At 70.4% G+C, this 25,954-nt stretch carries 29 protein-coding genes and 2 tRNA genes; 15 read left to right on the top strand and 16 right to left on the bottom strand.

Translation table 11 applies throughout. The features are described from left to right. Window positions 1-4 precede the first annotated feature (4 nt). Genes AB0259_RS04640 through AB0259_RS04625 form a run of 4 tightly spaced genes read left to right on the top strand, consistent with a single transcriptional unit; the run spans window position 5 to window position 3,475 of the window. Window positions 5-1,255, top strand: a complete 1,251-nt coding sequence (locus AB0259_RS04640; RefSeq protein ID WP_366220379.1) for a sensor histidine kinase — start codon at window positions 5-7, stop codon at window positions 1,253-1,255. Then, the gene (locus tag AB0259_RS04635) at window positions 1,252-1,914 is read left to right on the top strand and encodes a response regulator transcription factor (RefSeq protein ID WP_251580925.1); all 663 of its coding nucleotides are present in this window, start codon (window positions 1,252-1,254) and stop codon (window positions 1,912-1,914) included. Before AB0259_RS04640 ends, AB0259_RS04635 begins: the two co-directional genes overlap by 4 nt. A gap of 50 nt (window positions 1,915-1,964) precedes the next feature. Beyond that, window positions 1,965-3,029, top strand: coding sequence for a mechanosensitive ion channel domain-containing protein (locus AB0259_RS04630; protein ID WP_251580927.1), 1,065 nt, complete (start codon window positions 1,965-1,967; stop codon window positions 3,027-3,029). Beyond that, complete coding sequence (locus AB0259_RS04625) at window positions 3,026-3,475, top strand: globin (RefSeq protein ID WP_366220382.1); 450 nt, start codon at window positions 3,026-3,028, stop codon at window positions 3,473-3,475. Before AB0259_RS04630 ends, AB0259_RS04625 begins: the two co-directional genes overlap by 4 nt. Window positions 3,476-3,479: 4 nt before the next feature. Here the strand turns inward: AB0259_RS04625 and AB0259_RS04620 are convergent, their stop codons facing one another. After that, window positions 3,480-4,154 (bottom strand): hypothetical protein, encoded by a 675-nt coding sequence (locus AB0259_RS04620; protein WP_366220384.1) that lies wholly within the window; start codon window positions 4,152-4,154, stop codon window positions 3,480-3,482. Between the two features lie 53 nt (window positions 4,155-4,207). On the opposite strand from AB0259_RS04620, the gene AB0259_RS04615 reads away from it, so the two are divergent. Further along, entirely contained in the window at window positions 4,208-5,080 is an 873-nt protein-coding gene (locus AB0259_RS04615) for an acyl-CoA thioesterase II (RefSeq protein WP_366220386.1), read from the top strand. 6 nt (window positions 5,081-5,086) lie between these two features. Here the strand turns inward: AB0259_RS04615 and AB0259_RS04610 are convergent, their stop codons facing one another. From AB0259_RS04610 to msrA, 5 genes are all read right to left on the bottom strand, one after another. Then, a complete protein-coding gene (locus AB0259_RS04610; protein WP_366220387.1) occupies window positions 5,087-5,566 on the bottom strand; it encodes a thioesterase family protein in 480 nt (159 codons plus the stop codon). Beyond that, window positions 5,559-7,238, bottom strand: a complete 1,680-nt coding sequence (gene ettA / locus AB0259_RS04605; RefSeq protein WP_366220388.1) for an energy-dependent translational throttle protein EttA — start codon at window positions 7,236-7,238, stop codon at window positions 5,559-5,561. The genes AB0259_RS04610 and ettA overlap by 8 nt, the downstream gene beginning before the upstream one ends. Before the next feature lie 51 nt (window positions 7,239-7,289). Continuing rightward, entirely contained in the window at window positions 7,290-7,790 is a 501-nt protein-coding gene (locus AB0259_RS04600) for a hypothetical protein (protein WP_366220390.1), read from the bottom strand. A gap of 45 nt (window positions 7,791-7,835) precedes the next feature. Continuing rightward, window positions 7,836-8,303 (bottom strand): single-stranded DNA-binding protein, encoded by a 468-nt coding sequence (gene ssb / locus AB0259_RS04595; RefSeq protein WP_366220391.1) that lies wholly within the window; start codon window positions 8,301-8,303, stop codon window positions 7,836-7,838. A 168-nt stretch (window positions 8,304-8,471) separates the two neighbouring features. Beyond that, window positions 8,472-8,996, bottom strand: coding sequence for a peptide-methionine (S)-S-oxide reductase MsrA (gene msrA / locus AB0259_RS04590; RefSeq protein WP_251580944.1), 525 nt, complete (start codon window positions 8,994-8,996; stop codon window positions 8,472-8,474). Window positions 8,997-9,118: 122 nt separating this feature from the next. Here msrA and AB0259_RS04585 point away from each other — a divergent pair, with 122 nt between their 5' ends. Beyond that, the gene (locus tag AB0259_RS04585) at window positions 9,119-9,364 is read left to right on the top strand and encodes a hypothetical protein (protein WP_251580946.1); all 246 of its coding nucleotides are present in this window, start codon (window positions 9,119-9,121) and stop codon (window positions 9,362-9,364) included. Window positions 9,365-9,369: 5 nt separating this feature from the next. Here AB0259_RS04585 and AB0259_RS04580 read toward each other — a convergent pair whose 3' ends face one another. Continuing rightward, entirely contained in the window at window positions 9,370-10,794 is a 1,425-nt protein-coding gene (locus tag AB0259_RS04580; RefSeq protein ID WP_366220393.1) for a PLP-dependent aminotransferase family protein, read from the bottom strand. A 60-nt stretch (window positions 10,795-10,854) separates the two neighbouring features. On the opposite strand from AB0259_RS04580, the gene AB0259_RS04575 reads away from it, so the two are divergent. The 7 genes from AB0259_RS04575 to AB0259_RS04545 all read left to right on the top strand — a co-directional run bounded on the left by AB0259_RS04575 (window position 10,855) and on the right by AB0259_RS04545 (window position 13,493). Continuing rightward, window positions 10,855-11,463 carry a hypothetical protein gene (locus AB0259_RS04575; protein ID WP_366220395.1) on the top strand — a complete coding sequence of 203 codons (609 nt, stop codon included), beginning with the start codon at window positions 10,855-10,857 and terminating at the stop codon, window positions 11,461-11,463. A 27-nt stretch (window positions 11,464-11,490) separates the two neighbouring features. After that, window positions 11,491-11,563 (top strand) — tRNA-Arg (locus tag AB0259_RS04570). A 45-nt stretch (window positions 11,564-11,608) separates the two neighbouring features. After that, on the top strand, window positions 11,609-12,229 hold the full coding sequence (gene orn / locus AB0259_RS04565; RefSeq protein ID WP_366220397.1) for an oligoribonuclease: 621 nt from the start codon (window positions 11,609-11,611) through the stop codon (window positions 12,227-12,229). 34 nt (window positions 12,230-12,263) lie between these two features. Next, window positions 12,264-12,339 (top strand) — tRNA-His (locus AB0259_RS04560). 25 nt (window positions 12,340-12,364) lie between these two features. Next, on the top strand, window positions 12,365-12,715 hold the full coding sequence (locus AB0259_RS04555; protein ID WP_251580952.1) for a metallopeptidase family protein: 351 nt from the start codon (window positions 12,365-12,367) through the stop codon (window positions 12,713-12,715). Then, window positions 12,706-13,008 (top strand): ATP-dependent Clp protease adapter ClpS, encoded by a 303-nt coding sequence (gene clpS / locus AB0259_RS04550; RefSeq protein ID WP_366220399.1) that lies wholly within the window; start codon window positions 12,706-12,708, stop codon window positions 13,006-13,008. Before AB0259_RS04555 ends, clpS begins: the two co-directional genes overlap by 10 nt. Beyond that, on the top strand, window positions 13,005-13,493 hold the full coding sequence (locus AB0259_RS04545; protein WP_366220401.1) for a DUF2017 family protein: 489 nt from the start codon (window positions 13,005-13,007) through the stop codon (window positions 13,491-13,493). Before clpS ends, AB0259_RS04545 begins: the two co-directional genes overlap by 4 nt. A 7-nt stretch (window positions 13,494-13,500) precedes the next feature. Here the strand turns inward: AB0259_RS04545 and AB0259_RS04540 are convergent, their stop codons facing one another. The 6 genes from AB0259_RS04540 to gatC form a co-directional block, all read right to left on the bottom strand. Further along, complete coding sequence (locus AB0259_RS04540) at window positions 13,501-14,076, bottom strand: hypothetical protein (RefSeq protein WP_366220402.1); 576 nt, start codon at window positions 14,074-14,076, stop codon at window positions 13,501-13,503. Continuing rightward, the gene (locus AB0259_RS04535) at window positions 14,060-14,377 is read right to left on the bottom strand and encodes a hypothetical protein (protein ID WP_366220404.1); all 318 of its coding nucleotides are present in this window, start codon (window positions 14,375-14,377) and stop codon (window positions 14,060-14,062) included. Before AB0259_RS04535 ends, AB0259_RS04540 begins: the two co-directional genes overlap by 17 nt. A gap of 53 nt (window positions 14,378-14,430) precedes the next feature. Further along, entirely contained in the window at window positions 14,431-15,690 is a 1,260-nt protein-coding gene (gene dinB / locus AB0259_RS04530; RefSeq protein ID WP_366220406.1) for a DNA polymerase IV, read from the bottom strand. Window positions 15,691-15,764: 74 nt separating this feature from the next. Beyond that, window positions 15,765-17,282, bottom strand: a complete 1,518-nt coding sequence (gene gatB / locus AB0259_RS04525) for an Asp-tRNA(Asn)/Glu-tRNA(Gln) amidotransferase subunit GatB (protein ID WP_366220408.1) — start codon at window positions 17,280-17,282, stop codon at window positions 15,765-15,767. Then, on the bottom strand, window positions 17,282-18,793 hold the full coding sequence (gene gatA, locus AB0259_RS04520; protein ID WP_366220410.1) for an Asp-tRNA(Asn)/Glu-tRNA(Gln) amidotransferase subunit GatA: 1,512 nt from the start codon (window positions 18,791-18,793) through the stop codon (window positions 17,282-17,284). Before gatA ends, gatB begins: the two co-directional genes overlap by 1 nt. Further along, window positions 18,790-19,089 carry an Asp-tRNA(Asn)/Glu-tRNA(Gln) amidotransferase subunit GatC gene (gene gatC, locus AB0259_RS04515; RefSeq protein ID WP_251580976.1) on the bottom strand — a complete coding sequence of 100 codons (300 nt, stop codon included), beginning with the start codon at window positions 19,087-19,089 and terminating at the stop codon, window positions 18,790-18,792. The genes gatA and gatC overlap by 4 nt, the downstream gene beginning before the upstream one ends. Window positions 19,090-19,146: 57 nt before the next feature. Between gatC and AB0259_RS04510 the strand changes: the two genes are divergently transcribed. Beyond that, on the top strand, window positions 19,147-20,847 hold the full coding sequence (locus AB0259_RS04510) for a long-chain-fatty-acid--CoA ligase (RefSeq protein WP_366220412.1): 1,701 nt from the start codon (window positions 19,147-19,149) through the stop codon (window positions 20,845-20,847). Window positions 20,848-20,850: 3 nt separating this feature from the next. Here AB0259_RS04510 and ligA read toward each other — a convergent pair whose 3' ends face one another. Both ligA and AB0259_RS04500 read right to left on the bottom strand, forming a co-directional pair. Continuing rightward, on the bottom strand, window positions 20,851-23,175 hold the full coding sequence (gene ligA, locus AB0259_RS04505) for an NAD-dependent DNA ligase LigA (RefSeq protein WP_366220413.1): 2,325 nt from the start codon (window positions 23,173-23,175) through the stop codon (window positions 20,851-20,853). After that, on the bottom strand, window positions 23,148-23,840 hold the full coding sequence (locus tag AB0259_RS04500; RefSeq protein WP_366220414.1) for a DUF4166 domain-containing protein: 693 nt from the start codon (window positions 23,838-23,840) through the stop codon (window positions 23,148-23,150). The genes ligA and AB0259_RS04500 overlap by 28 nt, the downstream gene beginning before the upstream one ends. A 41-nt stretch (window positions 23,841-23,881) precedes the next feature. On the opposite strand from AB0259_RS04500, the gene AB0259_RS04495 reads away from it, so the two are divergent. Further along, window positions 23,882-24,898 (top strand): DUF1731 domain-containing protein, encoded by a 1,017-nt coding sequence (locus AB0259_RS04495; protein ID WP_251580984.1) that lies wholly within the window; start codon window positions 23,882-23,884, stop codon window positions 24,896-24,898. Here the strand turns inward: AB0259_RS04495 and mnmA are convergent. Continuing rightward, window positions 24,855-25,952: a tRNA 2-thiouridine(34) synthase MnmA gene (gene mnmA, locus AB0259_RS04490; protein ID WP_251580986.1), complete on the bottom strand. Its 1,098-nt coding sequence runs from the start codon at window positions 25,950-25,952 to the stop codon at window positions 24,855-24,857. The genes AB0259_RS04495 and mnmA overlap by 44 nt on opposite strands. Between the last annotated feature and the right edge of the window lie 2 nt (window positions 25,953-25,954).

Genomic DNA, 25,954 nt, shown 5'->3' with positions numbered 1-25,954 from the left:
TCGGGTGATCACCGGAAGTCGTGGCGGAGCCTCTCCCGAGGCCGAGCCACGGCTTCCACGTCCCCCGGGTGTCCTCCGGCGGTTCTGGTCCCGTCATCCGGTCCTCGCCGACATCATGATCGCCGGGTTCTGCCTGCTCCTGTCGGTCGCGCCCGTCATCGCCCTCCCGGACCGGGCGCCCGAGGACAGTCGGCTCGATCCGGAGACCTGGGACCGGGTCTGGCCGGTGCTGGCCACGGTCGTCGTCCTGGGCTGCTTCGCATTGCTCGCACGCCGCCGGAACCCCGTGGCGGTCTTCGCGATCACGGTCGTCGTCGCAGCCGCCTACCTGTTCTCGCCGGTGTCGCTGGGCGGACCACTCGTGGGGATCGCCACGTACGCCGTCGCGGTCTACCGCGGGAACCGGACGTGTCTGGTCGCCGTCGGGGCCGGTCTCTCCATGCTTCTCGTGGTCGCGGGCGGGCTCGGTCTCAGCGGCGTGATCGCCGCCGACATCGCCTGGAACGTCCTGATCAGCGAGGCGCTCATGATGGTGATCGGCGGACTCATCGGGGCCAACGTCGGCGGGCGGAAGCGCTACGTCGAGGCCCTCATCGAGCATTCGCGTCGCCTCGTCGTCGAACGCGACCAGCAGGCCCAGCTCGCCGCGTCCGCCGAGCGGGAGCGGATCGCCCGCGAACTGCACGACATCGTCGCGCACTCCCTCACGGTGATGGTCGCCCTCGCCGAGGGGGTTGCCGCGTCTAAGGACGCCGCGCACGCCCGTCCCGGAGCGGAGGCCATCTCCGCCACAGGCCGGGAGGCCCTGCGAGACATGCGGGCGACGCTCGGCATCCTCCGCGACACGGATGCCGCTCCTCTGGCACCCCTGGCCCGCGACACGACGGAGGCGACCGTCGCGTCCGCCCGCGCCGCAGGGTTCGAGACGCACCTGACCGTCGTCGGCGAGCCCGATGTGCCGTCGGCCACCCGCCTGGCGGTGTCGCGGATCGTGCAGGAGGGCGTGACCAACGTCCTGCGTCACGCGCAGGCCGTCACCCGCATCGCCGTCGAGATCCGGTACACCGACGAGGGCGTGACTGTCTCGGTGATCGACGACGGCCGCGGCGTCCTGTCCGCGCCCGCTGGTGGCGGGTTCGGGCTGCGAGGCGTGCGGGAGCGCGTCGAACTCGTGGGCGGGACCGTCACGGCAGGTCCGGGTGAGACGCGAGGATGGGCGGTGCACGCGTGGCTGCCACGGAAGGAACAGGAATGACCGACCGCCCGATCCGTGTGGTGATCGTCGACGACCAGTCGCTCATCAGGTTGGGGTTCCGGATGGTCCTCGACGCCGCCGACGACATCGAGGTCGTCGGCGAGGCCGGAGACGGATCCGCGGGTGTCGAGGCCGTGGCGGCGCTCGCGCCGGACGTCGTCCTCATGGATGTGCGGATGCCGGGGGTCGACGGCATCGAGGCGACCCGCCGCATCCGTCACGAGCACCCGGACACCCGCGTGCTGGTGCTGACCACCTTCGACCTCGACGAGTACGCCTTCGGCGCCCTTCGTGCCGGCGCCGGTGGCTTCCTGCTGAAGGATGCCGGGCGTGAGGAGCTCGTCGCCGCCGTCCGTGCCGTTGCGGCCGGTGAAGCCACGCTTGCTCCCCGGGTCACGCGCCGGATGATCGAGCTCGTCACGACGGACGGGCACCCGGCGCCCCGCCCGCACCGCAGTCCGACGCTGACGGCGCGCGAGCAGGAGGTCCTCGACGCCATGGCGCGCGGGATGACGAACGCGGAGATCTCTGCGGCCCTGTTCCTCGGCGAGTCCACGGTCAAGACCCATGTCGGCCGCATCCTCGCGAAGCTCCCGGCGCGCGACCGCGTCCACGCGGTCCTCATCGCGCACGGTCTCGCCGACCCGGGCGACGCCTGACCCCGCGCTCGCTCAGGTCGGTCCAGGGCAGGCTCGATAGGATCGAGAGGATGACTGAACCGGGTGCTGTGAACTGGGAGACCGTTCGCGACGACTTCCTCCGCTTCCTCATGGAGGCCGGGTGGAACATCCTGTGGGTCGCGGTCACCGTGGTGGTCGCCCTTACCGCGTCGTGGCTGATGCGGCGGCTCATCGCCCGGGTCGTCGACCGCATCGTCACGGGGGCGAAGTCCCGTGCGGCCGCCGAGGACACGCGCGCGATCGACATGTCGCCACTGGCGCAGGTGCGCATCGTGCAGCGCACGCGCACTCTCGGCTCGATCCTCACGAACATCGTGAACGTCGCGATCGTGATCATCGCCGTCCTGACGATCGTCTCGATCATCAACCAGGGCGTGCTCGGCTCCTTCGCCCTCCTCTCGGCGGCCATCGGCGCCGGCCTCGGTTTCGGCGCTCAGAACATCGTCAAGGACGTGCTCAATGGCATCTTCATCGTCGCGGAGGATCAGATCGGCATCGGCGACGTCGTCGACCTGGGACTGGCAACCGGGATCGTCGAATACGTCAGCGTCCGTGTCACGCACGTCCGCGACGTGAACGGCACCCTCTGGTTCGTCCGCAACGGCGAGATCACCCGCATCGGGAACATGTCGCAGGGCTGGGCGCGGGTCGTGATCGACGTCGGCGTCCCCGTGGACGCGGACATCGACGCCGTCGAGGACGCCATGCTGACCGCCGCGAAGGACCTCGTCCGCGAACCGAAGTGGCGCACCCGCATCCTGGACAAGCCCGAGATCTGGGGGCTGGAGTCGATCGGCGGCGACACCCTCGTGACGCGTCTCGTGCTCAAGACCCGTCCGAACGCGAAGGACGACGTCGCGCGAGCGCTCCGCAAGCGCCTGAAGTCCGCCCTCGACGCCCTCGGTGTGCCGCTCCCCCAGCTGCAGTCCACCCTCCTGGAGGGCGCGGATGCCGTCCAGAGCATCCGCGGGGCAAATCCGCCCAAGACCAAGCCGCAGCAGGTCGCGCCTTCGGCACCGCCGCGGCTCGCCTGGCGACCGAAGAAGCGTGGGCGAACCGACGGGGACGCTCCCGAGGGGAGCGCCGCACCGTGACCGAACCCGTGAGCTTCTACGACGAGGTCGGGGGCCACGAGGTCTTCCGACGCATCGTCGACGTGTTCTACCGCGAGGTGGCGGCCGACGACGTGCTCCGGCCGATGTATCCGGAGGAGGACCTGGGCCCCGCTGCCGAGCGCCTGCTGCTGTTCCTCGAGCAGTACTGGGGCGGGCCGACGACCTACGGCGAGACGCGTGGGCACCCCCGTCTGCGGATGCGGCACATGCCGTTCCACGTCAACCCCGACGCCCGCGACCGCTGGCTTCGGGCCATGCGCATCGCCGTCGACGAAGCCGGATTGTCACCGCTGCACGAGGCGACACTGTGGGACTACCTGCAGCGCGCCGCCCACGCCATGGTGAACACCTTCGAGCCGACGGGGATCGGCCCGACAGCGAAGCCGCACGGTGGAGCCGCGCTGCCGCTGCACCCCGAGTCCTGACCCGTCATCGCCCGCCGGTGGCGCGGACGGCCGTCAGTCCCGTCGGATTCCCCGCGCGCACGAGAACATGGCCGCGGGCGAGCGTGACGCGCGTCCACGTGCCGGTGCGCAGCACCGATGCCGCATCCCCCGCATCCTCCGGGAGGAACCCGAGGGCGTCGGCGGCGAACGCGACCCCTGCGATGAGGCCCCCGAGGTCGTCGTCGGGACTCCCCCAGACCGCAGCCCGGACCGTGCGCACGAGATCCTCGCCGGGCGAGGCCGGCAGCGCGCGCGCGACCGCATCGACCCCGCGGCGCACGGCGCGCGTCAGGTTCTGCACCGGGACCGGCTCGCTCGGGATCCATCCGGTCCGCGGCGGCGATATGCCCGCCCACGCCGCGGACACGCCGCTGTCCGGAAGGCCGACGCGGGACGCATCGTCGCCGGTGCGCAGAGCCCCGGCATCCACCACCAGATCGCAGGCGAGCTCGGGGTCGATCCGGAGGAACCTCATGCCGAGGACGGTGGGGGTGTCCTCGCCGAATCCACGCGGCGACAGAGGCGCCGCCGAGACCGCCAGGGTGCCGCCGGCCGCACGCAGGCGGACCGCGGGGTCACCGAGTCGGGCGGCCCGGCGGGCGAAGGTGAGGAGGTCCGTCGCCGTGCGGGAGTCGGGGAAAACGAGCTGCGCGGCCATCCGACCTAAACTACCAAGCGGGCAGCGCATCCTGCTGTCCGGGAGGGGGCGTCGTGGGCGAATCAGGCCACATCGACGGTCTGCTGGCGGTGCTGGATCTGGCCTCCAGCGACGCACGGACGACCGAGGACATCTTCACGGGGGTGTCGCAGACGATGCCGCTGGGTCGGGTGTTCGGCGGGCAGGTCCTCGCGCAGGCGGTCATCGCCGCCGAGCGCACGGTGGCCGACGATCGGGCCGCGCACTCGATGCACGGCTACTTCCTGCGCCCGGGTGACTCCACCCGAGGGATGACGTTCTCCGTGGACCGCATCCATGACGGCCGGTCCTTCTCGACACGCCGGACACAGGCGTTTCAGGAGGGTGTGCCCATCTTCTCGATGATCGCCTCATTCGAGACGGATGCGACGGGTCTCGAACACCAGGACCGCATGCCGGACGGCATCCCGGGACCTGATGACCTGTCCGATGACGCCGTCCTCGCGGGCCTCCACCCGATGAGCAAGCGGCACTTCGACCAGAGTCCCATCGAGGTGCGTCACGTCGAGCAGCCCATCTACGCGACCGCCGGCGACGAGCAGGTCGCGCAGCAGTCGGTGTGGGTGCGCACGCGCGGCGATCTGCCGGACGATCCCCGACTGCACCGGGCCGCGCTCGCCTACATGAGCGATCTCACGATCCAGGAGTCGGTCCTCCGCGCGCACGGCACGTCGTGGGCGACACCCGGGCTGAAGGTCGCGAGCCTCGACCACGCGATGTGGTGGCACCGTCCCGCTCGCGCCGACGACTGGCTGCTCTATGTGCAGCAATCCCCGAGCGCGCAGGGTGGTCGCGGCCTCGCGACCGGGCGGATCTTCTCCCGCGAGGGCGAGCTGATCGCCTCGGTCGCCCAGGAGATCATGGTCCGGGTGCCCGCTCCCGCGTGAGCCGCGTCAGCGACGTCCGAGCGGAGGAAGCGGTTCGCCCAAGTAGGGCTCCCACGCGACGCGCGTCTCGGGCGACAGCCGGACCGGGCGCCCGGTCCCGGCGTCGACCTGCACGATGACGGTGGATGCCCGGGCGTAGAGCGTCCGAGGCTCCTGGCCGGCGGGCGTGAAGACCTCGTAGTTCACCTCGGCGCTCGAGCCGCCGATCTTGCCGAACCACATCTGGACGTCGATCGGCTCGCGTTGATAGGGCACAGGCGCGAGGTACTCGATCTCCTGCCGCGCGATCAGGGTCAGCTGCGCTGCGCCGTGGCTCGCGTCGATCACCGCGGTCGGCACCGCACGCTCGGTCGCCCCCGGCAGCCAGAAGGCGCGCACGCGCGCCTCCTCCAGCAGCTTCAGCATCGACGCGTTGTTGACGTGGTTGTACGCGTCGAGGTCCCCCCATCGCAGGTGGATGGGGACACGGATGCGGGCCTCAGTCACGCGTGAGCTTGCGGTACGTCGACTTCGCCGGGTTGGCGGCATCCGCACCGAGGCGCTCGATCTTGTTGGCTTCGTACGCCTCGAAGTTGCCCTCGAACCAGTACCACTGGTCAGGCTTCTCCGCCGTGCCCTCGTAGGCGAGGATGTGGGTGGCGATGCGGTCGAGGAACCACCGGTCGTGCGTGATGACCACGGCGCAGCCCGGGAACTCCAGGAGGGCGTTCTCCAGGGAGCTGAGCGTCTCGACGTCGAGGTCGTTCGTCGGCTCGTCGAGGAGCAGCAGGTTGCCGCCCTCCTTGAGGGTGAGGGCGAGGTTCAGGCGGTTGCGCTCACCACCGGAGAGCACACCGGCCTTCTTCTGCTGGTCCGGGCCCTTGAAGCCGAACTTCGAGACGTAGGCGCGCGAGGGGATCTCCGTCTTCCCGACCGTGATGATGTCGAGACCGTCCGACACGACCTCCCACAGCGTCTTGTTCGGGTCGATGTTCGCGCGCGACTGGTCGACGTAGCTGATCTTGACCGTCTCGCCGATCTTCAGGTCACCGCCGTCGAGGGGCTCGAGACCCACGATCGTCTTGAAGAGCGTCGTCTTTCCGACGCCGTTGGGGCCGATGACCCCGACGATGCCGTTCGGCGGCAGGCTGAAGCTGAGGCCGTCGATGAGCGAGCGGTCGCCGAAGCCCTTCTGGAGCCTCTTCGCCTCGATCACGACGTTGCCCAGGCGCGGGCCGGGCGGGATCGTGATCTCCTCGAAGTCGAGCTTCCGCGTGCGCTCGGCCTCGGCAGCCATCTCCTCGTAGCGGGCGAGTCGGGCCTTCGACTTCGTCTGGCGGCCCTTCGCGCTGGAGCGGACCCAGTCGAGTTCGTCCTTGAGGCGTTTGGCGAGCTTGGCGTCCTTCTTGCCCTGGATGTCGAGGCGCTCGGCCTTCTTCTCCAGGTAGGTCGAGTAGTTGCCCTCGTAGCCGATGAGGCGACCGCGGTCGACTTCGGCGATCCATTCCGCGACGTTGTCGAGGAAGTAGCGGTCGTGGGTGATGGCGATGACCGCGCCCTTATAGGCCTGCAGGTGCTGCTCGAGCCAGAGAACGCTCTCGGCGTCGAGGTGGTTGGTGGGCTCGTCGAGCAGGAGCAGGTCGGGCTTCTGGAGGAGGAGTTTCGCCAGCGCGACGCGCCGCCTCTCACCACCGGAGAGGGGGGCGATGGCGGCATCGGCGGGGGGCGTCCGCAGTGCGTCCATGGCCTGCGCGAGCTGAGAATCCAGGTCCCAGCCGTCGGCCGCGTCGATCTCCTCCTGGAGCGTCCCCATCTCGGCCAGAAGGGCGTCGAAGTCGGCGTCCGGGTCGGCCATGAGGGCGGAGATCTCGTTGAACCGGTCGAGCTTGGGCTTGATCGCTACGCCGTCCTGGATGTTCTCCAGAACCGTCTTGCTCTCGTCGAGCTCGGGCTCCTGCATCAGGATGCCCACGGAGTACCCGGGCGACAGCTTCGCCTCGCCGTTGGACGGGGTGTCGAGGCCCGCCATGATCTTCAGGATCGTCGACTTACCGGCGCCGTTGGGGCCGACCATGCCGATCTTCGCCCCGGGGAGGAACGCCATCGTGACGTCGTCGAGGATGAGCTTTTCGCCGACCGCCTTGCGGGCACGGACCATGGAGTAGATGTATTCGGCCATAACGCCCCAAGTCTACGGGCGACTCCCGCTCCGCGCGGCACCGCCGACCGCTCACCAGTCGATCGAGCGGGTCTCCCCCATGAGACATTCGCCGTCGGCCAGGCCGGGCAACACACGTGCCGTCGGACCGGGCACCGACGGGCCGACCTGGCCCACGAGGCACTCATCACCCACCCGCACCGAAAATTGGACGCTGTCGGCGGGAAGATTCACCGATGTCTCGTCGAAGGTCACCTGCATGGCGTCTTTCGAGAACCCGGCGTCGACGAGGGCGTCGATGTAGTCGCGGCCCTTCACCGACGTCGTCGCGCTCCAGACGCCGTCGACGACGGAGGTGAAGTCAGGCAGGAGCGCTTCTGCCGACCCTTCAGGCGGGCCCGGCGTTCCCGTCGGCGTCGGGGCCGGCGAGGACGGCACCGACGACGAGGCGATCGCCGGCTCGGAAGGTTGCGGCGCGGACTCGGGCGCGCACGCGGCGAGGGACACGACCACGACGGGGGTGAGCACGAGGAGGAGCAGGCTGATTCCCCGCAGGGGCTGGTGTCTGCGCACGGGCCAGAGTCTAGGGCGTGCGACCTCCGAGCCGGCTGGGTCGGGTCAGAAGGGTGTCCCGGCGGGCTCGGGTTCCCGGCTGTCCGCCCCGACGTCTTCGGCTGCATCCTCGGCCGGCGCCCATTCCGACGTCGGCGCCTGCCCCTCGTCGCGCGGACGCGACGTGCCGGTGAAGACCGTCGTGCCGAACGCCAGGTCGTGACCGACGGCGACGGCGTCGATCTCGGCATCCGTTCCCGACTTCTCGCCCGCCTCCCACCGCTTGATCGCGAGGGTGCCGTGCACCACCACGCGCTGGCCGCGACGGACGGATGCCGCGACGTGCTCGCCCAGCGTGCGGAACACCGACACGCGGTACCAGCTCGTCAGGCCGTCGACCCAGGCGCCGGCCTTCGCGTCGTAGCGACGGTCGGTGCTCGCGACGCGCAGCGACACCACCGGTGTGCCGTCGGGCAGACGACGGAACTCGGGGTCGGCGCCGACGTTGCCGACGATGGTGATGTGATCCTTCATGGCGACTCCTTGGGAGCTCGGGGGCACGGCGTGCCCGATGGACGCTCCGACGCCCGCGTGCCCGGCGGGCGTCGGAGCAGATTCAGGATCGTGCGGCGGCCGGGGGCGGGAACGCATCGGCCCCCGACCGGGGGATCCGATCGGGGGCCGACGCGTTGTGGAGGAGACTCAGCTGCGGGCGTACTCGCTGAACCGTGCGCGCACCTTGTTCACCTTGGGGACCGCCACGGCGAGGCAGTATCCCTGGCCCGGGTTCTTCGCGAAGAAGTCCTGGTGGTAGTCCTCCGCCGGGTACCACTCGGACAGAGGCTCCATCGTCGTCACGAGTCCGCCGCCCCACCAGTCCGCCGCACGCTCGGCGGCGCGCTGGAACTCCGCGCGCTGCGCGTCATCGGCGGGGAACATCGCCGAACGGTACTGGGTCCCGATGTCGTTGCCCTGCCGGTTCAACTGGCGCGGGTCGTGCATCGTGAAGAACGCGTCGAGGATCACGTCCGACGGGATGACGTCCTCGTCGAAGGTCACCTTGACCGCTTCGGCGTGTCCGGTGGCACCCGTGCACACCTGCTCGTAGGACGGCGAGGGCACGGAGCCGCCGACGTAACCCGATTCCACCGAGGACACTCCGTCGAGGGCACGGTAAGCGGCGTCGAGACACCAGAAGCAGCCTCCGGCGAGCACATAGGTCTGCATGCGAGACCTTCCTTTCACTGTTGGATCGTCACCCGTCACAACGCGTGCGGCGCCCGGGCTGTTCCCGGCGGGAGGAGTGTCGGTGGCCGAGCGTACCGTGTGCGGGAGGCGGAGGAGGGACCATGACGACGATCGACTCGACGACCATCCAGCGGCTGCGTGGCTACCGGTTGGTGGTGGTGTCCGATCGCGTCTCCCGGGTGGTCGACGGGTCGGGACGGGTCATCGGCCACGTCGCTCGGGCGGGCGACGGCGACGACGCCCGGTTCCGTGCACGTCGCTTCCGCGCGACGTCGGGCGGATTCGTCGATCTCGGCGGGTTCTGGCACCTCGAGGACGCCGTGGCCGCCCTGCACGACTCCCGCTGAGCCGATCAGACGATGGCGGCGACCGCCTCGCGCTCGTCGACGCCCTGGAGCGAGGATCGCCCGCTCACCTCGGGCCACACGCGCGCGAGTACCGCGACCGCCTGTCGGATCTGCTCCGGTGGTGCGGTGAAGGGCAGTCGCAGGTGCGCGTCGTATCCGCCGTCGACCGAGAAGCGCGGACCTGCGGACAGCAGGACACCCTCTCGCCGCGCCGCCAGGACCAGTCCACCGCTGCGCGGCGCGTCGAGGCCGACCCAGAGCGAGACGCCGCCCCGCGGGATCGGTACGCTCCACGCCGGCATCGCGTCGCGCAGGGCGGCGACGGCCGCATCCCTCCCGCGCCCGAGCAACTCGGCCCGCTGCGGGAGGATCTCCGGCATCGTCCGGACGAGTCGCGTCGCCACGGCCTGTTCGAATTCGGCGGTGCCGAGGTCTCGTCGAGGGCGCGAGGCGACGAGACGTCGGATGAACGCGCGATCCGCGCGGACCCACCCGACGCGGAGTCCGCCCCACACGGTCTTGCCGAGCGACCCGATGCGCACCGCCCGCGGTCCGAAGTCGAGGATGATGGGCTCGACCTCGTCGATCGCGAGCTCGGCGGTCGTCTCGTCGATCACGAGGACGGTGCCCACGCTGTCGGCGGCGGAGCGGAACGTCGCGGCATCCGCAAGGGTCATGCTCCGACCGATCGGGTTCTGGAACCACGGCATGAGGTAGGCGAGCGTCGGGCGGGCATGCCGGAACGCCTGCACCGCGCGGTCGAGGTCCCATCCGTCATCGACGGTGACCGGGGTGCCCGTCACGCGGGCACCGGTCGCCTTGATCGCCTCGGTGGCGTGCGGATAGGTGGGGGTCTCGAGCAGGGCCGTCGTCCCCGGGCGCAGGAGCGCAGAGGTGACGAGGTGGATCGCGTGCTGACCTCCGTTGGTCACGAGGATCTCGTCCGGCGCCGTCGGGACCCCGCGCGCCGTGTAGCGGTCCGCGATGGCCGTGCGCAGCTCGCTGCTGCCGACGATGTCGTAGCCCGGACGGCCGACGAGGGAGGCCGCGTCGGCACCGACCTCGGCGATGATGCCGGCAAGGCCCGGCCACGCGGCGGGACTCGCCTGCTGGAGATCGATCCCGTTCCCGTCGTCGAAGACACGACCGGTCCCTCGGCGCACCTGGGGAAGGGTGACGCTCCCCGAGCCGCGCGTGCTCTCGATGTGGCCGCTGTCGCGGAGCGAGCGGTAGGCGGCGGCGACGGTCGCCCGGCTCAGTCCGAGGGTCACGGCCAGCTCTCGCTCGGCGGGGAGGGCGGTGTGCGCCGGGATGCGGTTGTCGAGGCAGAGCAGTCGGATGCCGTCGGCCAGGGCCTCGTACGTGGGCGTTCGCGTCCGCCACCCGCCGAGGGCGCCTGCGAGGGCGCGGGCGCCGATACGTGAATCCATGGTCCACCGATCCGAGATTGGACTGTATGCAGAAGGCCAATCGTACGCTGAGATGGAGCCATGACTCTCCGACTCCTTCGTCTCGTGATCGGGCTCGCCCTGTTCGGCATCGGCTGCGCCGTCCTGGTCCAAGCCGGCATCGGACTCGACCCGTGGACCGTGCTCGCCGAAGGGCTCGCGCTGCAGACCGGGATCGGCATCGGTTGGCTCGTCGTCATCACGGGAGCGATCGTGCTGCTGGCATGGATCCCGCTGCGGCAGAAGCCGGGCATCGGGACCCTCGCGAACATCCTCATCGTCGGCACGGTGATGCAGGGCGCGCTGGCGGTCATCCCGGCGGTCGACGACTACGTCTGGGGGATCGTCGTCTTCCTCCTCGGCATCGCGCTCATCGCCGCGGCATCCGGGATCTATCTCGGTGCGGACTTGGGACCAGGTCCCCGCGACGGGCTCATGACGGGTCTCCACGCCCGCCTCGGCTGGCCGATTTGGGTCTGCCGGTTCGCGGTCGAGGGCAGCGTGCTGGTCACGGGGTGGCTGCTGGGAGGGACGGTCGGGCTCGGAACGGTCCTGTTCGCGGTGCTGATCGGACCAGGCGTGCACCTCGCGCTCGACATGTCGGCGCGCTGGCGGGCGCTGCGTGCGCGCCGCGCGGCCATCGCGGTCTGAGCGGTAGCCTGGACGGCGAGCATCCTTCCCTCCATAGCTCAGTGGATAGAGCGAGCGGTTTCTACCCGCCAGGTCGGGGGTTCGAATCCTCCTGGAGGGGCTCCGAGTCGCCGTGACCACGCCGACTCCTGTGGGAGGAGACCACGTGTCCGCTGCGGAGAACGACCGCCTCGTCTGGATCGACTGCGAGATGACGGGACTCGACCTGTCGGTCGACGAGCTCGTCGAGGTGGCCGTCGTCATCACCGACTTCGACCTCCGCGTCCTCGACCCGGGATTCCAGATCGTCATCAAGCCGGACGACTCAGCGCTGGCCCACATGAACGACTTCGTCACCAAGATGCACGAGAGCTCGGGGCTCCTCACCGAGATCCCGAACGGCGTCAGCCTGGCGGACGCGGAGTTTCAGGTCCTGGAGTACATCCAGCGTTTCGTTCCCGAGGGCAAGGCGCCGCTCGCCGGCAACACGATCGGGACCGACCGGATGTTCCTCGCCCGATACATGCCGCGCGTCGACCGCTGGCTGCACTACCGGAACGTCGATGTCTCGAGCGTCAAGGAACTCGCCCGGCGCTGGTACCCGCGCGCGTACTTCAACGCGCCGGCGAAGGACGGCGGCCACCGTGCCCTCGCCGACATCCGCGAGAGCATCCGTGAACTCGCCTACTACCGCCAGACCGTGTTCGTCCCCGCTCCCGGGCCGACGAGCGACGATGCGCGCAGCGCCGCCGCGGCGACCGTGTCATCGTTCGCCTCGGGTCTGTAATACACTTGTGTGGTTGCCCGGGAACGGGCACATGGTGGGTATAGCTCAGTTGGTAGAGCACCTGGTTGTGGTCCAGGGGGTCGCGGGTTCGAGTCCCGTTACTCACCCCATGCTTTCCCCTCATGAGGCGCGATCATGATCGAGATGGATGCCGAGGCCTTCGAGGCCCTCGTGGCGTCCGAGCTCGATGCCCTGCCCGATGAGATGGTGGCCGGTCTCGACAATGTCGTCTTCGTGGTCGAGGACCGGCCCGAGGACGGATCGCTGGATCTTCTCGGCCTCTACGACGGTCTGGCGCTCACCGAACGCGACCGGTACGGGATGGGCGATCTCCCCGATCGCATCATCGTCTATCGCGAGCCGCACCTCGACGCGTGCGACGACGAGGATCGGCTGCGCGATGAGGTGCACACGACGCTCGTGCATGAGATCGCGCACTTCTACGGCATCGACGACCGGCGTCTGCACGAGCTGGGATGGGCCTGACGATGAGCATCGCGGACCCCGACCTCGACGAACAGGTGGACCTGCGGGCATCCACCTCCGGACCGTGGCAGACCGTCGTGTGGAACGATCCCGTCAACCTCATGAGCTACGTCGTGCACGTGTTCCGTGAGTACTTCGGCCTCTCCCGCGAGAAGGCGCACCGATTGATGCTCGCCGTTCACCACGACGGGCACGCCGTCGTCGCGGAGGGTTCACGGGAGCAGATGGAGCTCCACGCCCAGGCGATGCACGACTACGGACTCTGGGCCACGGTCCGTGAGGCGGGGTCGTGACTGCCGCGCGCGCGACGCTGGAACTGACCCTGCTCGAGGCGGCGCACCTGTCCGATCTCGTCGGACAGTTCGAGGAGGTCGTCGCCGGCCGCGACAGCGGCGATCCTGCGCTCCGACGCCTCCTCCCGGATGCGTACCGCGATGACGACGACGCCGCGGCGGAGTTCCGCCGGCTCACCCAGGACGATCTGCTGGAACGCCGCCTCACGGATGCCGGTGTGGTCCGAGCCTCACTGCGCCGTGGCGGGCGCGACCTCGATCCTGCGGAGCTCGACCGCGCGCACGCCGAGGACGCCCTCGTCGTGGAGCTGACCGCTGAGGTCGCCGGAGCCTGGCTTCGCACCCTCGCCGCGCTGCGGCTCGTCCTCGCCGAACGCCTCGGTGTCACGGAGGAGGATCAGGGCGAGGAGGACGACCCCCGCTTCGGTGTCTACGAGTGGGTCGGGTATCGGCTCGACCTGCTCGTCCGCGTGCTCGACGGCTGAGAGCCCGTCACGGCAGCGTCACCACGATCTGTGCGATCTCGGTCGGTCGATGCTCGTGCAGGTGTGCGTCCTCCTGAGCAGCCCATCGACCCCAATGCGGGCGGTAGGTGTCGCCGTCCCGTCCGAGCGCGCGTGCCTTCCGTGCGGCATCCGGCGCATTCAGCCACACCGTGACCTCGGCCAGCCCCGCCGACTCCGGCGTGAGCACCCCGGCGCCTTCGACGATCACGATCGATGCGTCGGGCACGACAGCCTCCCGCCCCGACGGCCGATCGGCCGTCCAGTCCCACAGCGGCCACCGGGCGGTTCCGCCCTCACGGAGCGGGCGCAGGATGCGCTCCCGCACCGTCTCTGCTCCCGCGTGGAGACCGTCCCATCCCGGGTACACGTCGTCGAGCCGCACGATCGCCGCGTCGACGAGCCGCGTCGCCAGCGCGTCGGCGAACGTCGACTTCCCGGCGCCCGAGCGGCCGTCGATGAGGACGATGCTCGGGACACGGCCGACTCTGCGCACCGCGTCGGCCACCCGGTCGATCCCCGCCGCCATCGCGGCGGTGAGCTCCGTGTCAGCGCGTGAGGGCACGAATGACGCGGCTGAGCGCGCGCCCGGCGACCCACACGAAGGGGATCCCGACCGCGAGCAGCGAGACGAGGTTCGGCTCGAAGCGCAGGTCGTCGCCCTTGCGGATGTACGCGCCGACGGGGATCGCGGCTCCGCCGCCTCCCCCGCCTCCCCCGTTGGGGTCCTCCCCGGCGCCGAAGCCCGACCAGGTGAGCGCGACGGGGATGAGCCGGATGCCGTCGACGTCCTGCTGCTCGCCGTAGACAGTCGTCACGCCGAGGGACGCGAACTGCTTGCCGAGTTCGAGGGGGACGTTCGCCATGCGTCTACGCTAGCCGTTCGTGCGTCGCCGCACAGGGGCTTGCGTCCGGTCGATCACTGCTCCCGAGGCGGGCGCGGGTTCGTGGGCAGGGCGTTGACGTCGCGTCTCGGACCGAGGGTGCTCGCCCGTGTCACCGCCCCGCGTCCGAAGCGCGATCGTGCGTCGTCGAGCGCGGCATCCACCCGCCGCCACTCCGCGTCGTCGTCCCACAGCGCGAGGCCCCCGAAACCGTCGCCGGTGAGCCGCTCTCCCCGCACACCGATGAGTCGGACCGGTTGCACGAGGTCGATCTTCGAGAAGAGATCGAGCGCGACGTCGCCGATCCGCTGTCCGACGTTGGTCGGCTCGGGCACGCTGACCGACCGCGACAATGTCGTGAAGTCGGAAAAGCGCACCTTGACCGCGATCGTCCGGGCCTCCCAGCCACCGGCTCGCAGACGGGACGCGACCCGGTCGGCGAGGCGCCGGAACTCGCTGCGGAGGGTGGCGACGTCGGACACGTCCTCGAGGAAGGTCTCCTCGTGCCCGACACTCTTCTCCGTGTGCTCGGTCTGAACGGATCGCGGATCGATGCCTCGAGCCAGCTGGAACACCCGTGCTCCCATCGCCCGGCCGAGCGCCCGGTCGAGGACGCTCCGAGGGCTGTGCAGGATGTCCGACACCATACGGATGCCGCGGGCCTCGAGGGCCTCTACCGCCTTGGGTCCGACGCCCCACAGCGCTCCCACCGGCCGTGCGGCGAGGAACGCCTGGGTGTCGGGTTCGCTGACGATGAGGAGGCCGTCGGGCTTCGAGACCGTGGAAGCGATCTTGGCGACGTGCTTCGTCGCGGCGACGCCGACACTGCAGGTGAGCCCGGTCTCCTCGAGGACCCGACGGCGCACCATCCGGGCGATCTCCCCCGGGCTCCCCCACAGCCGCCGCGCGCCGCTGACGTCGAGGAACGCCTCGTCGATCGACAGCGGTTCGACCAGCGGCGTGATGTCGCGGAAGATCGACATGACCTTCTTCGAGAGTTCGGAGTAGCGCTCGAACCGGGGGACGACGACGATCGCCTGGGGACACAGCTGCAGCGCCCTTCCGACCGACATCGCGGACCGCACACCGAACCGCCGCGCCTCATAGGACGCGCTCGAGACGACGCCGCGCCCCTCCATCCCGCCGACGATGAGCGGCTTCCCAGCCAGCGACGGGTCGTAGAGGACCTCGACGGACGCGTAGAACGCGTCCATGTCGACGTGGAGGATGCGGGTACCGGTGTCGTCCGCGTCGTCCTGCGAGACGACGCGTCCCGTCCCGTCACCGCGTCCCATACCTCCATTGTCGACGATGCCGCCGACACCGCGCCCTGATCGGACGTCGGTGCGGCGGCATCATCGGACCGGGCTCAGGCCTGGCCGGCGCGCTCCAGGATCAGTTCCCGGACGCGTGCGGCATCCGCCTGGCCCTTCATCGCCTTCATGACGGCGCCGATCACGGCACCGGCGGCCTGGACCTTGCCGTCCTGGATCTTCGCGAGGACGTCGGGCTGGGCGGCGAGGGCCTCGTCGATCGCGGCGATCAACGCGCCGTCGTCCGACACGACCGCGAGCCCGCGGGCGTCGACGACCTCCTGCGGGGTCCCCTCCCCCGCGATGACACCCTCGAGAACCTGGCGCGCGAGCTTGTCGGTGAGCGTGCCGGCATCCACCAGCTTCTGGAGCTCGGCCACCGACTCCGGCGACACGAGAGCGGCGGGCTCGGCGCCCTGTGCGTTCGCGACGCGGGTGATCTCACCCGTCCACCACTTGCGGGCGGATGACGGTGAGGCGCCGGCGGCGATCGTCGCCTCCACCTCGGCGAGCAGGCCGCCGTTGGCGACGTCCTGGAACTCGAGGTCGGTGAAACCCCACTCCGTCTTCAGCCGCCGACGGTACACCGAAGGCGGTTCAGGAAGAGCAGCGCGCAGCTCCTCGATCAGCTCGGTGGACGGCTCGACCGGCAGGAGATCGGGCTCGGGAAAGTAGCGGTAGTCGTCGGCATCCGACTTCGGACGGCCGGGCGACGTGCGGCCGGTGTCCTCGTGCCAGTGACGCGTCTCCTGCGTGATGGTGCCGCCGGCGGCAAGGATCGCGGCCTGACGCTGGATCTCGTACCGCACCGCACGCTCGACCGAGCGCATCGAGTTGACGTTCTTCGTCTCGGTGCGCGTGCCGAGCTTCTCCTGCCCGCGCGGCCGCAGCGACACGTTCGCATCGCAGCGGAGGTTGCCGCGTTCCATGCGGGCCTCCGAGATGCCGAGCGAGCGCACGATGTCGCGGATCGCCGCGACGTAGGCCTTCGCGACCTCGGGCGCGCGGTGCTCCGCACCGAAGATCGGCTTCGTGACGATCTCGACGAGCGGCACGCCGGCGCGGTTGTAGTCGACGAGGGAGTACTCGGCGCCCTGGATGCGACCGGTCGACCCGCCCATGTGTGTGAGCTTGCCGGCATCCTCCTCCATGTGAGCGCGCTCGATCGGGATCTGGACGACGTCGCCGCCCTCCAGCTCGATCTCGACGCTGCCCTCGAAGGCGATGGGCTCGTCGTACTGCGAGATCTGATAGTTCTTGCCGAGGTCCGGGTAGAAGTAGTTCTTCCGCGCGAAACGCGACGAGGGGGCGATCGAGCAGCCGAGGGCGAGGCCCAGACTGATCGAGTACCGCACGGCCGTCTCGTTGACGACGGGCAGCGACCCGGGGAGACCCATGTCGACGGGCGCGACCAGCGTGTTCGGCGCCGCGTCGTGGTTCGCCTCGTTGGCCGGGTTGCCGGCGGGCGAGAACATCTTCGTCTCGGTGTTGAGCTCGACGTGGACCTCGAAGCCGAGAACGGGCTCGAACAGCTCGAGTGCCTCGTCGAAGTCCATCAGCGCATCCTTGGCCATCAGCGGGCACCTCCGAGGATCGGGGCGCGGTCGAGGATCGGACCGCCCCAGCTGTCGATGAGCAGGGCTTCCAGTGCCGCGCCGACGCGGTAGAGACGAGCGTCCTCGCGCGCCGGGGCGACGAACTGGATGCCGACCGGAAGTCCGTCCTCGGCCGCGAGACCCGAGGGGATCGAGATCCCGGGGACGCCGGCGAGGTTCACCGGGATCGTCGTCACGTCGTTGAGGTACATCTGCAGCGGATCGTCGAGCTGCTCGCCGAGCCGGAACGCCGTCGTCGGGGCGGACGGCGTCGCGATGACATCGACCTGTGCGAACGCCTGGTCGAAGTCGCGCTGGATGAGGGTGCGGACCTTCTGCGCACTGCCGTAATAGGCGTCGTAGTAGCCCGCGGACAGCGCGTAGGTGCCGAGGATGACACGACGCTTGACCTCGTCGCCGAAGCCGGCGTCGCGGGTCGCGGCCATGACGTCCTCGACGGTGCCGCCGGGGACGTTCACGCGCATGCCGAAGCGGACCGAGTCGAACTTCGCCAGGTTGCTCGATGCCTCGGCCGGGAGGATCAGGTAATAGGCGGCGACACCGTACTCGAAGTGCGGTGCGCTCACCTCGACGATCTCGGCGCCGGCTGCCTCCATCGCCGCGAGCGACGCCCGGAACGACTCCGAGACACCGGCCTGGAATCCGCTGTCGTCGAGCTCGCGGATGACGCCGACCTTGAGGCCCTTGAGGACCTCGCCGGTCGCCCCTTCGCGCGCGGCGGCGGCGAAGGACGGCCACGCGTCGGTCAGAGACGTCGCGTCGTGCGGGTCGTGCCCGCCGATGACGTCGTGCAGGAGCGCCGAGTCGAGGACGGTCCGCGACACGGGGCCGACCTGGTCGAGGCTCGAGGCCAGGGCGATGGCGCCGTAGCGGCTGACCCCGCCGTACGTGGGCTTCATGCCGACGGTGCCCGTCACGTGCGCGGGCTGGCGGATCGATCCGCCGGTGTCGGAACCGAGGGCGAGCGGCGCCTCGAAGGCCGCCACAGCCGCCGCCGACCCGCCGCCGGAGCCGCCGGGGATGCGATCGAGATCCCACGGATTGCGCGTGGGACCATACGCGGAGTGTTCGGTGGACGACCCCATCGCGAACTCGTCCATGTTCGCCTTGCCGAGCGGGACGAGACCCGCGGCGCGGGAACGCGCGACGACGGTGGCGTCGTACGGCGACATGTAGCCCTCGAGGATCTTCGACCCGCTCGTGGACGGCATGTCGGTCGTCACGAGGACGTCCTTGATGGCCAGTGGCACGCCGGCGAGTTCGCCGAGCTCCTCGCCGGCGGCGCGGCGACGATCGATGTCCTGGGCGACCTCGATCGCGTGGTCGGAGACGTGGAGGAAGGCGTGCACGTCGCCGTCGACGGCGGCGATCCGGTCGAGATGGGCCTGTGTGGCCTCGACGCTCGAGAGCTCACCCGCGCGCAGCTGGGCGGCGAGATCGGCGGCGGTCAGCTTGAGGATGTCGCTCACTGCTCCTCCCCCAGGATCGCGGTCACGCGGAAGCGGCCGTCGGCGGCATCCGGTGCGTTCTGGAGCACCTCGTCGACGGTCAGCATGTCGCCGGGCACGTCGGGGCGGAACACGTTGCGGAGGGGGATCGGGTGGCTCGTCGCGGCGACCTCGGGAGTCGCGACCTCGGACACCTTGGCGATGTTGTCGACGATCGCATCGAGCTGACCGGTGAGACGCTCCACCTCCTCGTCGCTCAGCTGGATCCGGGCGAGCACGCCGAGATGGCGCACGAGATCGGGGGTGATTTCAGACACCCGGACAGTCTAGTTCGGGCCGCTCGCCCTCCCGAGCCCGCACCCTAGGCTGGGGACGTGACCGATTCGCTCTCCGCCGATCGCCCGTGGCTCTCCTCGTACGCTGAGGGCGTCCCTCTCGACCTGTCCCCGATCGACGGATCGTTGATGGACCTGCTGGACGAGTCCGCCCGCGATTACCCGGATGCCCCGGCGTTGCAGTTCTTCGGGCGCGAGACGACCTACGCCGCGCTGCACGACGCCGTGAACCGGGCCGCCGCGGGGTTGCGCGACCTGGGCGTGAAGAAGGGCGACCGCGTCGCGATCGTGCTGCCCAACTGCCCGCAGCACATCGTCGCGTTCTACGCCGTCCTGCGCCTGGGCGCGGTCGTCGTGGAGCACAATCCCCTGTACACACCGCGGGAGCTGCGGACTCAGTTCCAGGACCACGGCGCCCGCCACGCGATCGTGTGGGACAAGGTCGCGCCCACCGTGCAGGGCTTTCCGGCAGACCTCCGGGTCGACGCCCTCATCGCGGTGGACGTCACCCGAGCGCTGCCGCTGCACACGCGGCTCGCACTGCGGCTTCCGGTGAAGAAGGCGCGAGAAGCACGCGCGGCCCTGACGTCGCCCGCCCGCGGTGCGCTGTCGTGGGACGACCTCGTGGGGACGCCGGCACTCCCGGCATCCCACCCCGGTCCGCAGACTGACGACCTCGCGGTCCTGCAGTACACCTCGGGCACGACGGGCACACCGAAGGGCGCGATGCTGAGCCACCGCAACCTGCTGGCCAACGCCCGGCAGAGCCAGGCGTTCATCCCCGCGGTGCAGCGGGGCGACGGATGCGTCTTCTACGCCGTCCTGCCGATGTTCCACGCGTACGGGCTCACCCTGTGCCTCACCTTCGCGATGTCCATGGGAGCGCGTCTCGTGCTGTTCCCGAAGTTCGACGCCGACATGGTGATCGACGCGATCAAGAAGCACCCGCCCACGGTCCTGCCCCTCGTCCCCCCGATCGCCGAGCGCCTGCTGGCACGGGCCCGCGAACGCGGGGCGTCGATCCGCGGCATCCGCATCGGCGTGTCCGGCGCGATGGCCCTCTCCCCTGCGCTGGTCGAACCGTTCGAGGAGGCGACCGGCGGGTATCTCATCGAGGGTTACGGGCTGAGCGAGTGCTCCCCCGTGCTGATGGTCAACCCACCGGCCGACAACCGGAAGGCGGGGACCATCGGCATCCCCATCCCTGGAACGGACGCACGAGTCGTCGACCCGGAGAACCCGTCCCGCATCCTCGCCGACGGCGAGCCGGGCGAGCTGGCCGTGCGCGGACCCCAGGTGTTCTCGGGGTACTACGGCAAGCCGGAGGAGACCGAGAAGGTGCTCGTCGACGGATGGTTCCACACCGGCGACATCGTCGAACGCGACGCCGACGGATTCTTCCGGGTCGTCGACCGCCTCAAGGAGCTGATCGTCACCGGCGGATTCAACGTCTCGCCCTCCGAGGTGGAGGCCACCCTCCGGCAGCACCCTCTGGTGGCGGATGCCGCGGTGGTCGGGCTGCCCGATGCACACAGCGGCGAGCAGGTCGTCGCCGTGGTGATCCCCGCCCCCGGCGTCAGCGAGATCGACGTCGACGACGTCCGCGCCTTCGCCCGCACGCGGCTGACCCCCTACAAGGTCCCGAAGCGGATCGAGACCGTGGATGAGCTCCCTCGCTCGCTCATCGGCAAAGTGTTGCGTCGGCAGGTGCGCGACGCGCTGCTCGCGAAGGGCGCCTGAGCCTCACTCCGCCGCCGGCGCCTCGCCCAGCGCGGCGGGTCCCTCGGTGACGAGGACGTGGAACTGGGCGGCGTCGATGATCCGGATGCCCAGGGCTTCCGCCTTCGCGAGCTTCGACCCGGCACCGGGTCCGGCAGCGACGAAGTCCGTCTTCTTGGAGACGCTCGACGCCGCCTTGCCGCCGGCCTGCATGATCGCCTCCTGCGCGCCCTCGCGGGTGTAGCCCTCGAGGGATCCCGTCGCGACGACCGTGACGCCCTCGAGCACACCGCCCGCCGCCGCGGCGGCGCCGGGACCGGGATGCCCGGGGGTCGACAGCCGCGCCCCCGCGGCCGTCCAGCGGTCCACGATCTCGACGTGCCAGTCGAGGGAGAACCAGTCGGTGAGGGCGTCGGCGATGATGCCGCCGACACCGTCCACGGCGGCGAGCTCCTCCCGCGACGCGGCACGGATCGCATCGAGAGAGCCGAAGTACTGTGCGAGTGCGCGGGCGGCCACCGGACCGACGTGCCGGATGTTCAACGCGACGAGGAAGCGCCAGAGGTCCTTCGTCTTGGCCTTCTCGAGCTCGTCGATGAGGGTGAGCGCCTGCGCCGACGGCTGCGGTCCGGTGAGACCCTCCTTCTTCTCGGCGGCCGAGGGGTTTCGGCGGAACGGCGCGCGACGGACGACCTCTCCGGTGCTCTCGTCGACGCGCGGCTCTCCCGTCTCGGCGTCGCGGACGATCACCTCGATGGGAACAAGCCGGTCGACCGTCAGCTCGAAGAGCCCGGCTTCGGTGTCGAGCGCAGGCTGTTGCGGTGCCAGCGGCTGCGTCAGTGCCGCCGCCGTGACCTCGCCCAGCGCCTCGATGTCGAGCGCGCCACGCGAGCCGATGTGCTCGACGCGGCCCCTCACCTGGGCGGGACAGCCGCGCGTGTTGGGGCAGCGCAGGTCGATGTCGCCCTCCTTGGCGGGGGCGAGGGTCGACCCGCACTCCGGGCACGCGGTCGGCATGACGAATGCGCGCTCGCTCCCGTCGCGGAGTTCGGCGACCGGCCCTAGCACCTCGGGGATGACGTCTCCCGCCTTCCGGAGCACGATCATGTCCCCGATCAGCACGCCCTTGGCTTTGACGACCTCCTGGTTGTGCAGGGTCGCCTGGCGCACGACGCTGCCCGCGACGAGCGCCGGCTGCATCTGGGCGTACGGCGTCGCCCGGCCGGTCCGACCGACCGAGACGATGATGTCGAGAAGGCGGGTCTGCACCTCCTCGGGCGGGTACTTGTAGGCGATGGCCCAGCGCGGCGCACGGCTCGTCGCGCCCAGCTCGTCGTGGAGCGACAGCTCGTCGACCTTCACGACGATGCCGTCGAGTTCGTGCGCGACGGAGTGACGCTTCTCGCCATACTCGGCGACGAAGGCGAGGACACCGTCGATGTCGTCGAACGTCCGGGGGTAAGGGCTGACAGGCAGCCCCCACTCGGCCAGAAGGCCGTAGACCTCGCTCTGCGCCGCCACCGGCGGATCGGGCCACGCACCGATGCCGTGCACGTACATCCGCAGCGACGACAACCGCGCCTCGCCGGCTTCGAGTTCGAGCCCGGACTTCTTATCGAGCTGCTGACGCAGACCGCCGCTGGCCGCGTTGCGGGGGTTGGCGAACGCCGGGAACCGACGGGCCGCGCTCTTCTGCGCCTTCTCCTCGTCGTAGCGCGGCCGGGAGGCGGCGTCCTCCACCACCCGGTCCCGCAGCCGCGCCTGCAGAGCGTTGAGCTCCTCGAAGGCGGCGACCGGGATGAACACCTCGCCACGCACCTCGACGAGAGCCGGATGTCCCTCCCCCGACAGTCGCTCGGGGATGCCGGAGACGCGCACCGCGTTGACGGTGACGTCCTCGCCGATCCGACCGTCGCCGCGGGTCGCAGCGGAGGTCAGCACACCGTTCTCGTACCGGAGCGAGATGGCGAGCCCGTCGATCTTGAGCTCCGTCAGCCACCGCACCTTCCGCCCCGCCGCCGCCTCGGCTTTGGCGCACCACTCGCGCAGTTCCTCGGGAGAGAAGACGTTGTCGAGGCTCAGCATCCGCTCGGCGTGCTCCACCGGCGCGAACATCGACGATTCGGCGGCACCCACCGTCTGCGTCGGCGAGTCCTGCCCCTGCAGCTCCGGGTGCGCGCGCTCGAGGGCCTCGAGACGGTGCATCCACTCGTCGTAGGTCGCATCGTCGACGAGGCCCACGTCGCCGCCGTAGTACGCCTCACGCGCACCGAGGATCTTCTCGGTCAGGCGAGCCGCCTCTTCGCGGGCCTCATCGAGCGTCAGTTCGGGGAGTTCTGCGTCAGCCACATCGACAGTGTAGGGAGGCCCGGCGACACCGCCGGGCCGCTGTCGCTCTCGCGCACGATGCGGTAGGCGAACGTCCCGGAGTAGCGGAACACCTCGCCCACCAGCGGCATCCGGAGCCGGACATCCACCCCCTGCCGGCCTCCCCCGGCGTCCGACTCGCGGACCTCGACCCCGGCGAGCGGAGGGAGCGGGACCCGGATGCCGCGGACCCACCAGGCCAGTCGCCGCGAGCGCAGCACCATGCCCCGCGGTGTCGCACTCGCCGACAGCCTGACCTCGAGACCACCGCGTCGGCCCAGCCGCTCGACGATCGCGCCCCTGTCCGCCCGCATCGTGTCCCGCATGACCCGCGTCACACGCGGGAATCCGAACCACCGGGTCCCTTCGAGCGAACCGTCGGGGCCGATCCGGTTCTCGACCACGAACGGCACGTCGCGGCCGCCTTCGGGGAAGAGCACATCGTGCCGCGCGGACCAGCGCAGCAGGGCACCGGCGACGCGACGATAGCGCGACCCCACCACCGAGTAGACCCCCTCGCCCACGCCGACGTGGCCGTCGAGGATCGCACCGAAGTACCGGCGCAGTACCGGAGGGAGGGTCTCCACCTCGGCCCCGAGGACACGCTCGTAGACGGAGAGGGCAGCATCCCGCTCGCCGGAGGTCATCTCGGCAATCTACCCGGGCCGCTGTCCGGTAGCGTCGAGGCATGCCCCGCCCCCGTGCCGTCGTCGCCGGTGCCGGCGGGTTCATCGGCCAGGCCCTGGTCTCCGCACTGGCGGGCGACGGGTACGACGTCGTCACGGTCGGACGCACCGCCCCTGTCGGCTGGGACGACCCCGGCTCGCTCGCACGCGCGGTCGACGGTGCGGACCTGCTCGTGAACCTCGCGGGAAAGTCGGTCGACTGCCGGTACACCGACCGCAATCGCGACGAGATCCTCCGTTCGCGCGTCGACACCACGCGCGCACTGCGGGAAGCGGTGACCGCAGCATCCACCCCGCCGCGGCTCTGGATCAACGCCTCGACCGCGACGATCTACCGTCACGCGATGGACCGTCCGAACACCGAGTCGGACGGCGCGCTCGGGCAGGGCTTCTCCGTCGACGTGGCGCGGTCCTGGGAGCGCGTGTTCTTCGCGGGAGACCTGCCGCACACCCGGCGGGTCGCGCTGCGTCTGGCGATCGTCGTCGGCGACGGACCCGCCACCCGCCTGCTGCTGACGCTCGCCCGCACCGGGCTCGGCGGCGCGCAGCACGACGGGTGGGTGCCGCCCCACCGCCGGTACCGGGGAATCGGCGACGAACCCACAGGCGGACGGCCTCCCTGGTATCGCACCCGAGGTTGGCAACGTTTCAGCTGGGTCCACATCGACGACGTGCTGAGCGCGGTCCGCTTCCTCATCGAACGGGAGGACATCGCCGGGGTCGTGAACGTGGCGGTGCCGGAGGCATCCGACAACCGCCGCCTCATGCGCACCCTGCGCCACGTGGTCGGGATGCCGGTGGGCCTTCCGTCGGCGCGTTGGATGCTCGAGATCGCGATGTGGGTGCTCCGGACCGAGCCGGAACTGATCCTCAAGAGCCGGTGGGTCGCACCGGCCAGGCTGCTCGACGCCGGATTCCGGTTCGCGCACACGGATCTGCGCGCCGCGCTCGACGGGGTCGAACGCGAGCGACGACTCAGACGGTCTGCGGGACGGCCGAGACGGTCCGCGCGATCGTGAACTGCCCGATGACCCGGGTCCGGTCGTACAGCACCGCCGTCTGACCGGGCGCGACGCCATCGAACGGTGCGTCGGGGACGACGGTGATCGAGCCGTCCGCGACGGTCGCGCGGGCGGGGACGGGTTCGGCGTGGGCGCGGATCTGCACGTCGCAGGCGAATGCGCCCTCTGCGGGCGGGCGTCCGGCCCAGCTGTGACGCTCTCCCGAGATCTCGGCCGTCGCGAGGGCCTCCTTGGGACCCACCACGACGGTGTTGGAGACGGGCCGCACCTCGAGGACGAACCTCGGCTTGCCGTCCGCAGCAGGGATGCCGAGCTGCAGCCCCCGACGCTGACCGACGGTGAACGCGTGGGCACCTTCGTGACGTCCGACGATCGTGCCGTCGCGGTCCACGACGTCGCCCTGTTCGGCACCGACCTTCTCGGCGAGCCATCCGCGGGTGTCGCCGTCGGGAATGAAGCAGATGTCGTGGCTGTCGGGCTTCTGCGCGACGGTCAGCCCGCGCTCCGCCGCCTCGGCACGCACGACCGCCTTGGACGGCGTGGTCCCGAGCGGGAAGTAGGTGTGCGCGAGTTGCTCGGCCGTGAGCACGCCGAGCACATACGACTGATCCTTCGCCTCGTCCGACGCGCGGTGAAGCTCGCGGCCGTCCGGCCCGTCGACGAGAGTCGCGTAATGGCCGGTGCAGACGGCGTCGAAGCCGAGCTCCAGGGCGCGTTCGAGGAGCGCTGCGAACTTGATCTTCTCGTTGCAGCGCATGCACGGGTTGGGTGTGCGACCCGCCCGGTACTCGCTGACGAAGTCGTCGATGACGTCGTCGCGGAAGCGCTCCGAGAAGTCCCAGACGTAGAAGGGGATGCCGAGCAGGTCCGCCGCCCGTCGGGCGTCGAGCGCGTCTTCGATCGTGCAGCAGCCTCGGCTCCCGGTGCGCAGCGTGCCACCGGCGCGCGAGAGAGCGAGGTGGACGCCGACGACGTCGTGCCCCGCCTCGACGGCGCGAGCCGCGGCGACGGCCGAGTCCACCCCACCGCTCATGGCTGCAAGTACGCGCATCG

It is taken from the genome of Microbacterium sp. NPDC080005 (assembly GCF_040702445.1).
In the GTDB taxonomy this organism is placed as follows: domain Bacteria; phylum Actinomycetota; class Actinomycetes; order Actinomycetales; family Microbacteriaceae; genus Microbacterium; species Microbacterium oleivorans_D.
The sequence above is the reverse complement of the archived record's forward strand: the minus strand, read 5'-3'. Positions and strand labels throughout refer to the sequence as shown.

Bases quoted from the DNA above. Each gene is read 5' to 3' on its own strand.
- AB0259_RS04635 (WP_251580925.1), top strand. From the start codon at position 1,252: ATGACCGACCGCCCGATCCGTGTGGTGATCGTCGACGACCAGTCGCTC.
- AB0259_RS04630 (WP_251580927.1), top strand. From the start codon at position 1,965: ATGACTGAACCGGGTGCTGTGAACTGGGAGACCGTTCGCGACGACTTC.
- AB0259_RS04620 (WP_366220384.1), bottom strand. From the start codon at position 4,154: ATGGCCGCGCAGCTCGTTTTCCCCGACTCCCGCACGGCGACGGACCTC.
- ettA (WP_366220388.1), bottom strand. From the start codon at position 7,238: ATGGCCGAATACATCTACTCCATGGTCCGTGCCCGCAAGGCGGTCGGC.
- ssb (WP_366220391.1), bottom strand. From the start codon at position 8,303: ATGAAGGATCACATCACCATCGTCGGCAACGTCGGCGCCGACCCCGAG.
- msrA (WP_251580944.1), bottom strand. From the start codon at position 8,996: ATGCAGACCTATGTGCTCGCCGGAGGCTGCTTCTGGTGTCTCGACGCC.
- AB0259_RS04585 (WP_251580946.1), top strand. From the start codon at position 9,119: ATGACGACGATCGACTCGACGACCATCCAGCGGCTGCGTGGCTACCGG.
- AB0259_RS04580 (WP_366220393.1), bottom strand. From the start codon at position 10,794: ATGGATTCACGTATCGGCGCCCGCGCCCTCGCAGGCGCCCTCGGCGGG.
- AB0259_RS04575 (WP_366220395.1), top strand. From the start codon at position 10,855: ATGACTCTCCGACTCCTTCGTCTCGTGATCGGGCTCGCCCTGTTCGGC.
- AB0259_RS04555 (WP_251580952.1), top strand. From the start codon at position 12,365: ATGATCGAGATGGATGCCGAGGCCTTCGAGGCCCTCGTGGCGTCCGAG.
- clpS (WP_366220399.1), top strand. From the start codon at position 12,706: ATGGGCCTGACGATGAGCATCGCGGACCCCGACCTCGACGAACAGGTG.
- AB0259_RS04535 (WP_366220404.1), bottom strand. From the start codon at position 14,377: ATGGCGAACGTCCCCCTCGAACTCGGCAAGCAGTTCGCGTCCCTCGGC.
- dinB (WP_366220406.1), bottom strand. From the start codon at position 15,690: ATGGGACGCGGTGACGGGACGGGACGCGTCGTCTCGCAGGACGACGCG.
- gatB (WP_366220408.1), bottom strand. From the start codon at position 17,282: ATGGCCAAGGATGCGCTGATGGACTTCGACGAGGCACTCGAGCTGTTC.
- AB0259_RS04500 (WP_366220414.1), bottom strand. From the start codon at position 23,840: ATGACCTCCGGCGAGCGGGATGCTGCCCTCTCCGTCTACGAGCGTGTC.
- AB0259_RS04495 (WP_251580984.1), top strand. From the start codon at position 23,882: ATGCCCCGCCCCCGTGCCGTCGTCGCCGGTGCCGGCGGGTTCATCGGC.
- mnmA (WP_251580986.1), bottom strand. From the start codon at position 25,952: ATGCGCGTACTTGCAGCCATGAGCGGTGGGGTGGACTCGGCCGTCGCC.